Source organism: Mesobacterium hydrothermale (genome assembly GCF_035818635.1).
GTDB classification, from domain to species: Bacteria; Pseudomonadota; Alphaproteobacteria; order Rhodobacterales; family Rhodobacteraceae; genus Mesobacterium_A; species Mesobacterium_A hydrothermale.
Genome location: NZ_JAYLLH010000051.1, coordinates 1 through 12,018, shown reverse-complemented (window position 1 = coordinate 12,018; position 12,018 = coordinate 1). Strand labels below are relative to the sequence as shown.

13 protein-coding genes are annotated in these 12,018 nt (G+C 65.9%); 8 read left to right on the top strand and 5 right to left on the bottom strand.

The features are described from left to right. Positions 1–117: 117 nt before the first annotated feature. The 3 genes from purH to VK792_RS18850 all read right to left on the bottom strand — a co-directional run bounded on the left by purH (position 118) and on the right by VK792_RS18850 (position 4,920). Positions 118–1,707: a bifunctional phosphoribosylaminoimidazolecarboxamide formyltransferase/IMP cyclohydrolase gene (purH, locus tag VK792_RS18860; RefSeq protein WP_326299428.1), complete on the bottom strand. Its 1,590-nt coding sequence runs from the start codon at positions 1,705–1,707 to the stop codon at positions 118–120. A 20-nt stretch (positions 1,708–1,727) separates the two neighbouring features. Next, positions 1,728–3,476 (bottom strand): heparinase II/III family protein, encoded by a 1,749-nt coding sequence (locus VK792_RS18855; RefSeq protein ID WP_326299427.1) that lies wholly within the window; start codon positions 3,474–3,476, stop codon positions 1,728–1,730. A gap of 184 nt (positions 3,477–3,660) precedes the next feature. Next, positions 3,661–4,920 carry an RsmB/NOP family class I SAM-dependent RNA methyltransferase gene (locus tag VK792_RS18850; protein ID WP_326299426.1) on the bottom strand — a complete coding sequence of 420 codons (1,260 nt, stop codon included), beginning with the start codon at positions 4,918–4,920 and terminating at the stop codon, positions 3,661–3,663. 86 nt (positions 4,921–5,006) lie between these two features. Between VK792_RS18850 and VK792_RS18845 the strand changes: the two genes are divergently transcribed. Next, positions 5,007–5,192 (top strand): DUF1674 domain-containing protein, encoded by a 186-nt coding sequence (locus VK792_RS18845; RefSeq protein ID WP_326299425.1) that lies wholly within the window; start codon positions 5,007–5,009, stop codon positions 5,190–5,192. Positions 5,193–5,211: 19 nt separating this feature from the next. On the opposite strand, the gene dapB is transcribed toward VK792_RS18845, so the two are convergent. Then, entirely contained in the window at positions 5,212–6,030 is an 819-nt protein-coding gene (dapB, locus tag VK792_RS18840) for a 4-hydroxy-tetrahydrodipicolinate reductase (protein ID WP_326299424.1), read from the bottom strand. Positions 6,031–6,116: 86 nt separating this feature from the next. On the opposite strand from dapB, the gene rbfA reads away from it, so the two are divergent. From rbfA to rpsO, 7 genes are all read left to right on the top strand, one after another. After that, a complete protein-coding gene (gene rbfA, locus VK792_RS18835) occupies positions 6,117–6,512 on the top strand; it encodes a 30S ribosome-binding factor RbfA (RefSeq protein ID WP_326299423.1) in 396 nt (131 codons plus the stop codon). 5 nt (positions 6,513–6,517) lie between these two features. After that, on the top strand, positions 6,518–7,273 hold the full coding sequence (locus tag VK792_RS18830; RefSeq protein WP_326299422.1) for a phosphodiester glycosidase family protein: 756 nt from the start codon (positions 6,518–6,520) through the stop codon (positions 7,271–7,273). Positions 7,274–7,327: 54 nt separating this feature from the next. Further along, positions 7,328–8,239: a tRNA pseudouridine(55) synthase TruB gene (gene truB, locus VK792_RS18825; protein ID WP_326299421.1), complete on the top strand. Its 912-nt coding sequence runs from the start codon at positions 7,328–7,330 to the stop codon at positions 8,237–8,239. A gap of 57 nt (positions 8,240–8,296) precedes the next feature. Beyond that, the gene (locus VK792_RS18820) at positions 8,297–8,797 is read left to right on the top strand and encodes a DUF1643 domain-containing protein (RefSeq protein ID WP_326299420.1); all 501 of its coding nucleotides are present in this window, start codon (positions 8,297–8,299) and stop codon (positions 8,795–8,797) included. A 2-nt stretch (positions 8,798–8,799) separates the two neighbouring features. Then, positions 8,800–9,069: a DUF5665 domain-containing protein gene (locus VK792_RS18815; RefSeq protein ID WP_326299419.1), complete on the top strand. Its 270-nt coding sequence runs from the start codon at positions 8,800–8,802 to the stop codon at positions 9,067–9,069. A gap of 90 nt (positions 9,070–9,159) precedes the next feature. Beyond that, entirely contained in the window at positions 9,160–10,170 is a 1,011-nt protein-coding gene (locus VK792_RS18810; protein ID WP_326299417.1) for a calcium-binding protein, read from the top strand. Between the two features lie 158 nt (positions 10,171–10,328). Beyond that, positions 10,329–10,598, top strand: coding sequence for a 30S ribosomal protein S15 (gene rpsO / locus VK792_RS18805; RefSeq protein ID WP_326299416.1), 270 nt, complete (start codon positions 10,329–10,331; stop codon positions 10,596–10,598). 62 nt (positions 10,599–10,660) lie between these two features. Here the strand turns inward: rpsO and VK792_RS18800 are convergent, their stop codons facing one another. Further along, entirely contained in the window at positions 10,661–11,911 is a 1,251-nt protein-coding gene (locus VK792_RS18800; RefSeq protein ID WP_326299415.1) for a cation:proton antiporter, read from the bottom strand. Positions 11,912–12,018 lie beyond the last annotated feature (107 nt).

Here is a 12,018-nt window from a genome sequence, read left to right as displayed (position 1 = left end):
CCCCCCCCCCCCCCCCCCCCCCCCCCCCCCCCCCCCCCCCCCCCCCCCCCCCCCCCCCCCCCCCCCCCCCCCGGTCGCGGCGGCACCGCCGCCGCGAAACCGCGATGCCCCGGACCGTCAGTGCCGGAAATGCCGCATGCCGGTGAACACCATCGCCAGGCCGGCCGCGTCCGCCGCCGCGATGACTTCGTCGTCACGCATCGACCCGCCGGGCTGGATCACGCAGGACGCGCCCGCGGCCGCGGCTTCCATCAGCCCGTCGGCAAACGGGAAGAACGCATCCGAGGCCACGGCCGATCCAATGGTAAGCGGCTGCGGCAGGCCCAGCGCGTCGGCCATGCGCTCGGCCTTCTTGGCGGCGATCATGGCGCTGTCCACGCGGCTCATCTGGCCCGCGCCGACGCCCACGGTCGCGCCGTCCTTGACATAGACGATGGCGTTCGACTTGACGTGCTTGGCGACCTTCCAGGCGAACAGCAGGTCACGCATCTGCGCATCGGTCGGGGCCTTCTTCGTCACCACCTTCAGGTCGTCCATTCCAAGATGGCCGTTGTCGCGGTCCTGAACCAGCATCCCGCCCGACACCTGGCGATAGGCCAGGCCCGGCGCTGCGGTGTTGGCCAGGCCGGGCGTCAGCAGCAGGCGCAGGTTCTTCTTCGCGGCAAAGACATCGCGGGCGTCATCGTCGACACCGGGGGCGATCACCACCTCGGTAAAGATTTCCGCGATCCGTTGTGCGGTGGCCTTGTCCAGGGTCGAATTCAGCGCCACGATCCCGCCAAAAGCCGAGGTCCGGTCGCAGTCGAACGCCTTCTGATAGGCCTCGGCCAGCGTTGTGCCGGTGGCCACGCCGCAGGGGTTGGCGTGCTTGATGATGGCGCAGGCGGCACTGTCGGACGGCAGGAATTCCGACACCAGTTCAAACGCCGCGTCGGTGTCGTTGATGTTGTTGTAGGACAGTTCCTTGCCCTGCAACTGCCTGGCCAGCGCCACGCCGGGGCGGTCCGATCCGTCGGTGTAGAAAGCGGCTTTCTGATGCGCGTTTTCCCCATAGCGCAGCGCTTGCGCGAAGGTACCGGCAAAGACCCGGCGGCGCGGCGTTTCCTCGCCAATCGCGGCAGCCATCCAGGTGCTGACCGCGGCGTCATAGGCACCGGTGCGGGCATAGGCGATCTGCGCCAGCTTCTGGCGGAAGGCCAGCGTGGTGTGGCCGTTGTTGGCCGACAGTTCTGCCAGAACCGCCGCATAGTCTTCGACATCCACCACGGTGGTGACGAAGGCGTGGTTCTTGGCGGCGGCACGGATCATCGCGGGGCCACCGATGTCGATGTTCTCGATGCAGGTGTCGTAGTCGGCACCCTTGGCCACGGTTTCCTCGAACGGGTAAAGGTTCACCACCAGCAGGTCGATGGGGGCGATGCCGTGCTCTTCCATCGCGGCCAGGTGCATGGCGTTGTCGCGCAACGCCAGCAACCCGCCGTGCACCATCGGGTGCAGGGTCTTGACCCGGCCGTCCATCATTTCCGGGAACCCGGTGACCTCGGCCACGTCGGTGACGGTCAGCCCGGCCGCGCGCAGCGCCGCGGCAGAGCCGCCGGTGGACAGGATCTCGATCCCCATGTCGGACAGGGCGCGGCCCAGGTCGGTCAGGCCGGTCTTGTCGGAAACGGAAATCAGCGCGCGGCGCACGGGTGCAAGGTTGGTCATTCGGGCAATCCCCAGGTGGTTCAGCTTGTCAGGTCAAGCTCGTCCCGTGCCAGATCGCGGATTGCAACGGCAGTGTCCTGCGCCTTGGCCAGGGACCAGCGGATGCGCGTCGCATACTGCATTGCCCGGCCAGATAAAACGATCTGTTTCGTCGCGCGCGGCCTTAACCGGCCTTTTTCCAGGTAAACCGATGGCTCCAAAGACAATTCAGCGCTGCCATCGTGGCGGAAAACCCAGACTTCGCCGCTGCGCAGCACCATCGAAACCGCCGCACCGCCCAGATCCAGCTCTGCATCGACCTCGGGGTGCAGATGGAATCGCGCCGCATAGGCGATGCCCTGAAGCGTGGTTTCATCCAGTTTGCGGTCGAATTGCTTCTTATCGGCGGGTTGCAGGGCCAACAGCATGTCCTCGCCCACCACCCCGCGCCCGTCAAAGGTCAGTTCCAGAATCCGTGCGTGAGTCAGGCCGTGGGTGGCGACATAGCCATCGTGCCCGCCTTCAAAGCGTACCCCATCGGACACGCTGCTGATCTCGACCGGCACATTGGTGGGCGTGTCTTCCAGCATTTCACGCCGTGCGGCCCCGATCCGGCCAACCTTGCCCAGCCGCGCCGAGGAATAGCCATCCAATGACAACGCCGAATGCGACGGCGTCGCCCGACCGGCGCGGCGCCAGTCTTCGCCGAAAACCGCGCCAGAGCCGCAATTGACGATCAGTGGCCGCCGCCCCGAGGTCAGCTCGAACGCCAATGTCGAGGCGTGACCGTTCATTGAAACCGCGCCCTGCGGCGGCGGGGCTGCGTCGACGATGACAGAGGTGCGCCCGGCGCTGAGCCGGGCAAACCCCATCGAAAGTCCCTCGGCCTGCCATTTCTTGACACCAGAGGCCGCCAGCGCCTGATCCAGCCGCCCGTCCAGCCCCCGGCCGCCGCCGTGAAACCGCGCCAAACCGCCATCGGCGTGCCGCAGGCTGCGCAGGGTGGGGGCGATGCGGCCAATCGCGGCGGTCAGTTCCGGCCCCGGCCTGCGATGCGCTTCGTCCAGGGCCGAGGCGACCCAGGTCAGCAGGGTGAAGACTTCGAGCAGTTCTTCGGGATTGCGGGTGGGAATACCGCCCTGCTTGTCGACCTGTTTCGCGCAGGCCTGCTCCAGCGCCTTCAGCGCCGGATCGACATAGGCTTCCATCCCGGTCAGCGACAGGCCCGCATAGATCAGCCCGGTCAATGCCTCGATCTGCGGCAGGCCTTCGGGCGCGGTATGCCAGCGCTTGCCCAAAAACAGGGTCTGCTGTCCAAGCGAGCGAAAGAAGATGTCAGAGCGCGGCTTGTCCTGTCCGCGCAGCAGGAAAATCGCATGATGGATCCAGCGGATCAGGCGCCGCCCGGTCTGTTCCGGCGTCCAGCCCGGCCCCGCGCCCCGGCCATAGCGGCTGATCCAGCCCCAGGTCCAGGCCTGCGCCACCTCGCGCGGGCCGGCCTCGCCCACGGCGGCAAGGTCATCCAGCCAGGCAAACCCGTGAATCTCTTCCTCGAACGGGGCGTCGGGCGGATCCAGATCCCAGATCATCGCGCCGGGGGCCTCGATCAGATGTCCAGCGAACATCAGGTTCCCGGCGGTCAGTTGCCGTCCACGGGCAAAAGAGCCGACTGTCCGCGGTTCGGGGGTCGAGACAAAGGCGGTGGCTGGGCGCGCACGGGCTGACCGTCGTGCCTGCACACGATTCATGAAACGCGCCCATCGCGCCCGCCATCCGTCGGGATTTGCCATCCGCTCTGCCTCTAGACCCACGTTTGCCGTGGTGTTCGCGGAAAAGTGTATCGCGGGCGGCGTTCAAAGTCACCTTTGAATTGCTTTCAACGGGTTGGTCGGCGGCGGCGATGCGCAGCAAAGCGAACGACCGCCGCGTTTTCGGCCGTCACCGTGCCCGTCACCGCGCCGGTCGCTGCGCCTGTCACCCAGCCCTTTGCAGTACCGCCATATAGAAGCCATCCATCCCGCCGCGGTCCGGCCAGTAATCCGGGCGCAGCCGCAGCCCGCCCTCTTCGCTGCGCCATCCGTCCTCGATCCCCGGGGCCTCGGGGGCGGTGACGGTCAGGCCGGGGTGGCGCGCCAGCGCCTCTACAACCTGGCATTCGCCCTCGTCGGGGATCAGCGAACAGGTGCAATAGACCAGCCGCCCCCCCGGTTTCAGCAGCGACAGCGCGTGGTCCAGCATCGCCACCTGCAGCCCGATCAGTTCTGCGATACCATCGCCGGTGCGGGCGTGTGGCAGGTCAGGGTGACGGCGGATCGTGCCGGTGGCGGAACAGGGCGCATCCAGCACGATGGCGTCATAGCTGCCCTGGTGGTCCCGCGCATCACCAGCAACGCACCGCGCCTTGAGCCCGGTGCGTGCCAGGTTTTCGCGCACCCGCGCCAGCCGGGCTTTCGACAGGTCCAGCGCCGTCACCTGCGCGCCGCCCGCCGCCAGTTGCATCGTCTTGCCACCCGGGGCGGCGCACATGTCCAGCACCGCCAGGCCGGTGACATCGCCCAGCAGGCGCACCGGCAGGGCGGCGGCAGCGTCCTGAACCCACCAGTCGCCCGCGTCGTATCCCGGCAGCGCGCTGACCTGCCCGGGCGTGTCCAGCCGGACAGAGCCCGTCGGCAGAAGCGTGCCACCGGTCGCTGTTGCCACGGCCCGCGGATCGGTCTTTGCGGTCAGGTCCAGCGGCGCGCCCGCGAAATGCGCGGCCTCCATCGCCATGACGGCCTCTCGGCCCCAGGCCTCGACCAGCGGCGGGCGCAACCAGTCGGGCAGGCGCGGCAGGCGCAGCTTGGGCCATTCGGTCGGGCCCTTGTCGGCCACCTTGCGCAGCACCGCGTTGACCAGCCCCTTGTAGCCTTGGGTCTTGCGCCCAGTGGCAACCACGGCCACCGCTTCGTTCACCACACCATGGGCGGCACCCCCGGTGCACAGTTCGACCGTGGCGAGCCGCAGCGTGTTCATCACCCGCAGCGGCGGCTCTTTCTTGAGGAAAGGTTTCAGCAGCCGGTCGGCCCGCTCCAGCCCCCGCAGCGTGTCCAGCACCAGTCGCTGGGCGGCGGCGCGGTCGGCGGGGTCCAGACGGTCCCAGGTCGGGCCGCCCATCGCCTCTGACATCAGCCTGCCCTGGCCAAGGACGGTGTCCAGAAGCATCACGGCGGCGAAACGGGCGTTGGGCTTGGTCATGGGTGGGCTTTCATGCGCTGTCGGGCCGCGCTTGCCGCGGTTCCGGCGGGCGGTATATCATGGGCGCAAAGATAAGGAAGCCAGAGATGTCCGACGAACTCCGCGACGACCTGCCCCCCGCCGCCCGGCGTGCGCTGGCCGAAGCCGCCGAACGCCGCCGCAAGGCCGAAACCGAGGCCAAGGCCCGCCCCAAGGAACTGGGCGGGCGCGATGGCCCGGAACCCGTGCGCTACGGCGACTGGGAAAAGAAGGGAATCGCGGTCGATTTCTGACGCTGGCGGGGCGCGGGGCTCAGTCCCGTTTCAGCCCCAGAACGTCGATCATGTCGTATTCGCCGGGGCCCTTGTCCTGCCCCCAAAGCGCGGCCTTGAGCGCGCCACGGGCAAAAAGCGCCCGGTCAGAGGCAATGTGGCGCAACACGATGCGTTCGCCCTGGCCGGCAAAGATCACGTCATGTTCACCAATGATGTCGCCGCCCCGAATGGCGGTAAAGCCGATGTCGCCCCGCTTGCGCGCGCCGGTGATGCCGTCGCGGCCCCGGTCGGACACCTCGGCCAGATGCACGCCCCGGCCTTCCGCCGCCGCTTCGCCCAGCATCAGCGCGGTGCCGGACGGCGAATCGACCTTGCGGTTGTGATGCGCTTCGACCACCTCGATGTCATAATCGGCATCCAGCGCGGCGGCGACCTGGCGGGTCAGTACGGTCAGAAGGTTGACGCCCAGGCTCATGTTGCCGGCGCGCACGATCACGGCATGGCGCGCAGCGGCCTTGATCTTGGTCAGGTCATCGTCCGAAAGACCTGTCGTCCCGATCACGTGCACGGCACGGGCCTGCGCGGCCAGTTCGGCAAAGGCCACGGTCGCGGCAGGCGCGGTAAAGTCGATCACAGCCTGCGCGCGGGCAAAGGCCTCCAGCGGGTCATCGGACACGGTCACGCCGATGGCCGCGCCCCCCATCGCTGTACCAAGATCCTGACCAACCCACGCATGACCTTCGCGTTCGATCGCGCCCACGAGTTTCAGGTGCGCGCTGGCCTGTACCTGCTGCACCAGCATCTGGCCCATGCGGCCCGATACGCCCGTGATCACCACACCTGGCTGGTCTGTCATCTTGCGTTCCTTCCCTTGCGCTGCGGGTCGTCTTAGCGCGATGAAGCGCGCTTGGCAAAGGGCAGTCGAAGGCGTAAGTGGATCATATGGCCAAGAACAGATTCCACGAGGGCGGCGGCCCCAGCCAGCGTCAGTTGCGTGTCGGAGAATTGATCCGGCGCACGCTGTCGGATGTACTGAACCGCGGCGAGATTCATGACCCGGACTTGAACCGGCTGTCGATCACCGTGGGAGAGGTGCGCACATCGCCCGATCTGCGCGTGGCGACCGCCTATGTCATGCCGCTGGGCGGCACCGGGCAAGAAGACGTGCTGGCCCTGCTGGCGCGCAACAAGTCCGAACTGCGCCGCGCCGTGTCGCGGAACCTGACGTTGAAATTCGCGCCGGAACTGCGGTTCCGCCTCGACGAGACTTTTGACCGGATGGACGAAACCCGACGGCTGTTTTCCCAGGATGACGTGCGCCGCGATCTGGAAGAGTGATCCGGATGCGGCGCCTGGCCCGTGCAATCTTGTCCTTCGGCGCGGCCTTGCTTGCGCCGCTGGCGGCGTCCGCGCTCGACTGTCAGAACGTCGTTTTCCGCGATAACAGCTATGCGCTGTGCAAGGTCGACATGGCGCAGGACGACCTGCGGCTGTTTCTGTACGACAAAACCGGTGAACCGTACGGATATTTCAGCGCGGTGAACGACGCGCTGGCCAGCGATGACCAGACGCTGGGGTTTGCGATGAACGGCGGAATGTATCACACCGACCGCGCGCCGGTTGGCTATTATGTCGAAGACGGCAAACAGGTGCGCGGCGTGGTGCCCAATGCGGGGCCGGGCAACTTTGGCCTGCTGCCCAATGGCATCCTGTGTTTCGGCAAAGGCCACGCCGAAGTGATCGAAACGCTGTCTTTCCTCGACCATCCGCGGGACTGCCGCTTTGCCACGCAGTCCGGCCCGATGTTGGTGATCGACGGGCAATTGCACCCGAAATTCCTGCCTGACAGCACGTCGTACAACATCCGCAACGGTGTCGGCACCAGCGATGACGGACGCAGCGCGGTTTTCGTCATCTCGAACAACGCGGTCACGTTTCATGACTTCGCGGCGTTCTTTCGCGACGGACTGGGGCTGAACAATGCGCTGTTTCTCGAAGGCAGCGTCAGCCGCCTTTATGCGCCTTCGCTGGATCGCAACGACCTGGGCCGTCAGTTGGGGCCAATCGTCGGCGCGGTCGTGCCGCTGACCGCGAATTGACAGCGGCAGCGGTCTGGTCTAGGCGACCGCCCTTGCAAAAGACTGAGGACAGGCATGGGACGCAAACGCAAGGGACGCGCGATATCGGGGTGGCTGGTGGTGGACAAGCCCGCCGGCCTTACATCGACCGCCGTGGTGAACAAGGTGCGTTGGGCCTTTGGCGCGGCCAAGGCAGGCCATGCAGGTACGCTTGATCCCGAAGCGACAGGCGTACTGGCGATTGCCCTGGGCGAAGCGACGAAAACCGTGCCTTACATTACCGACGCGCTGAAAGCGTACCGCTTCACCGTGCGGCTGGGCCAGGCCACCAACACCGACGACGCAGAGGGCGAGGTGATCGCACAAAGCGACCTGCGCCCCTCGGACGACCGGATCAAGGACGCACTGAATGGCTTTGTCGGCGAAATCCAGCAGGTTCCGCCCAAGTTCTCTGCCGTCAAGATCGATGGTCAGCGCGCCTACAAGCTGGCCCGCGACGGCGAAGACTTCGAGGTTGAGGCGCGCCCGCTCTGGGTCGAGGAACTGGTGATGACCGATCGCCCCGATGCCGACCATGTCGAGCTGGAGATGGTCTGCGGCAAGGGTGGCTATGTCCGCTCCATCGCCCGCGACCTGGGCGAGGTGCTGGGCTGTCACGGCCATGTACTGCGGCTGCGCCGGATTTGGTCTGGCCCGTTCGACGCCGAACACGGCCTGTCGCTGGACGAGATCGACCGTATGGCCAAAACGCCGGAACTGGACAGCCACCTGCTGCCACTGGAGGTCGGGCTGGCCGATCTGCCAGAGGCCCGCTGCACCCCGGAAAACGCCACCAAATTGCGCAATGGCAACCCGGCAATGGTGCTGACGACCGATGCGGAATACGGCGACGACTGCTGGGCCTCGCTGGACGGACGCGCGGTGGCCGTGGGCGTCTTCAAGTCAGGTCTGTTGCACCCCAGCCGGGTGTTCGTTCACGACGACTGAGCCAGGGCCGCACCCCGGGCCTTGCGGATCCGCGCCAGGCACGTCACATCTGGGCACATGATCCGACGCAGGCACAGCACTGACGAAACCCGGTCTGTCGCGCTGTTTTCCGACTGCGGCGCCTATCGCTATGGCCTGTCGCGATACTGGAACCGCGACGCGGGAACGGTGTTGTTTGTCATGCTGAACCCCTCCACCGCCGATCACCGTCGGAACGATCCGACAATCGCACGTTGCGAAAACCGGGCGCGGGCGATGGGGTTCGGTACGCTACTGATCGCCAACCTCTTCGGGTTTCGTGCCACGCTGCCGCGCGACCTCAAGCGCGCGCAAGACCCGTTTGGCCCTGACAATGATGCGCTGTTGCGGCGCTGGCACCGAACGGCGGACATGACGATTGCCGCATGGGGGGTGCACGGTGCCTTTCAGGGCGCTGATGTGCGCGGCATGGCACAGTTCACCGGACCGCTGCACCATCTGGGCTTGACCAAGGCGGGCCATCCACGCCATCCGCTGTATGTACCCAATGCCCGGAAACCGATCCTGTGGGAGCGATGACAATGGACGAGCAGATGCACAAGGACGCGGTGCGCCTTGCCAACGCGCTGGAAACGCTGAACGCGCACCGTTTCGTGCGGATCCACAATTCGACCTTGCGACTGGTTTGGTACCAGTTCCTGCGCGGTCTGGCCTTTGGCTTTGGCACCGTGGTCGGCGCATCGGCACTGGTGTCGGTGGTGGTGGTGTTCCTCAGCCAGGTCGAATTCATCCCGGTTCTGGGCGAACTGGCGACACGGATCATCGAGGAAATAGAGCTGGGGCGGCAGTAAGCCCGGGTTAACCATGTACCGCGATTCCCGTTGCGATTTGTCAAGCGGTCGCGGAAACTGGGGCCGGATGTTTGTAAACAGGTGTGCCCAATGCTGTGGTTGACGGGATTGATGGGGATGATGGTGCTGGGCTCCTTCGCCGCCGTCGTCCTGCCTGTCCCCGAGGTCGAGGAAGACGAGGCCGAAACCGATATGGCAGAGGACGGTGGCCAGGCGCTGGCCCAAGACCCCGACATTCCCTTTGCCCTGCCGTCGATCTTTTCCCATGACGGTCCGATCAACGCGGACCCCGTGCGCCCGGCGGACCCCGCGCTCAGCTTGCTCAGCGGCGGCGAAGGCGTGGATTTTCTGCAAGGTGGAAACGGGCAGGACATGCTGCTTGGACAATCGGGCGGGGACGAATTGCGCGGCGGGGACGGCGATGACAGCCTTTGGGGCGGCGACGGCGACGACACGCTGCACGGCGAAGCCGAGGATGACGCGCTTTGGGGCGACACCGGCGACGACAGCCTGCTGGGCCACGATGGCGATGACGGCCTGGACGGCGGCGACGGGCAGGACACGCTTTGGGGTGGGCTGGGCGATGACACGCTGACCGGCGGCAGCGGCGACGATGCGTTGCACGGGCGCGAAGGGGCCGACGTGATGGATGGCGGCGCCGGGGCCGACACGCTGTTCGGCGGCGATGGCGACGACCTTTTGCTGGGCCGGTTGCTGGGCGATCAGGGCGGCGATGTCGATTTCCTGAACGGCGGCGACGGGGCGGATACGCTGGTTGCGGGGGCCGGCGATATCCTGACCGGGGGCGACGGGACGGACGAATTCGTTGTGGGCGAATGGGGCGATGATCCAGACGACGACACGCCCGCGCAATTCACCGATTTCGACCCGGACGAAGACCGCATGGTCGTAGTTTACGACGACAGCACCGATGCCGAGCCAGAGGTCGATCTGCGGCCCAACGCCGAGGATCCGGCACTGGTGGATCTTGTGGTCAATGGCGCGGTGCTGAGCACGCTGGCTCAGGCCGATGCGCCCAGCCTCGACAGTATTGTCCTGCTGGGGCAAAGCAGCGCCGCCGCGATGTTGGGCGAAAGCTGAACCGCGGCCCGGCACGCAGCGCAAAATCCACGCTTTTCTTCAAACCCGATTCGGCTTATACGCGCCCATCCGCCAGCCGATGGCGGGTATCTCCACGGGCCCTGCTGGACGACATCCCGGCTTGAGCCATAACCCTTAACTTCCGAAAGGAGACCCCGATGTCGATCACTGCAGAAGAAAAAGCACGCCTGATGAAGGAATATGCCACCAAGGACGGCGACACCGGTTCGCCCGAAGTGCAGGTGGCCATCCTGACCAGCCGGATCGCGACCCTGACCGAGCACTTCAAGACCCACAAAAAGGACAACCACTCGCGTCGTGGCCTTCTGAAGCTGGTGGCCCAGCGCCGCAAGCTGCTGGACTATCTGAAGGGCAAGGAAGAGGCGCGTTACACGAATCTGATCCAGCGTCTGGGCATCCGCCGCTAATCAGCGCAGCGAAATTTGGGAAAACCGCGTCGCATCCGGCGCGGTTTTTTCATGTCCGGGTGTCAGACCAGTTCCGGTTCGCGCCCGACCTTCCGTGCCAGACGCCCGACGGTCAGACCCTGCACCACGATCGAGAACACGACGATCACATAGGTCACTGTCAGGATCATCGGTTTCCAGTCGCTGTCGGGCAGCGACAGAGCCAGCGCGACAGAAATCCCGCCTTTCAGGCCGCCCCATGTCATGATCGACACCACCCCCGGCCCGAATTCGCGGAAAGGCCGCAGCGCCAGCACCGGGATCGCCACCGCCGCCAGCCGCCCGACCAGCGCCAGGAGCAGCGACAGCGTCGCGGTGACCAGCAGGCCGGCGTCGAACACCACGGCGAAAACCTCGAACCCGATCAGCAGGAACAGCACGGCGTTCAGGATCTCGTCGATCAGCATCCAGAACGCATCGACATAGTTGCGGGTGGTCTCGCTCATCCCGTGTTTCGCTCCGACGTCACCGATCAGCAACCCCGCGCAGACCGCCATGATCGGGGCCGACACATGCAGGAAGATGGCCAGTTCGTAGCCGCCGAACGCCAACCCCAGCGTCAGCAGCACCTCGAGCGAGGGATCGTCGATCCGGCGCATGACGCGGAACACCAACCAGCCCAGAAGCAGGCCCAGCGCCGCGCCTCCCAACGCCTCTTGCGCGAACAGCATCAGCCCGGCAGACGCGCCGCTGGCGTGGTGATCGCCACCCGCCGGAAAGGCCAGCCCGATCAGGACAAGGTAGACGACATAGCCCACACCATCGTTGAACAGGCTTTCACCCGCGATCTGGGTTTCCAGCGATTTGCGCAGCTTGGCCTTGCGCAGCACGCCCAGCACCGCAACCGGGTCGGTGGGCGAAATCAACGCACCAAAGATCAGCGCGATCAGCAGCGGCGTCCCCGTCAGCCAGTGAAACCCGATCCCGACGACGGCGGTGGAAATCCCCACGCCGATCGTCGCCATCACCAGCACCACCGTCCAGACCGCGCGCAGGTCGGACAGTTTGACGTGCAGCGCCCCGGCGAACAGCAGCAGGCCCAGCATGCCTTCCAGCAGCGCATCTGAGAAGTCGATGCCCAGCACCATACCGCGGATCTGGTCGGCGATTGCCAGTCCCGGAAAGGCCAGGTCGAACAGCAACGTGGCAAAGGACACCAGCAGCGCCACCACCAGGATCCCGATGGACGACGGCAGCCGCAGGAAAAGATAGTTGATGGTGCCGAACGCCCCGGCCAGCACGATCAGAAGCGACGCAATCTGTAAAATAGTCATGATGGACGACCCGTAACCCGTTTCGCCGGCTCTAGTGGATTGATCGCGACAAACGAGTCCGAATTGGGATTCCCATTTGGTGCTGGCCGTGCGAGTCATGCTGATGC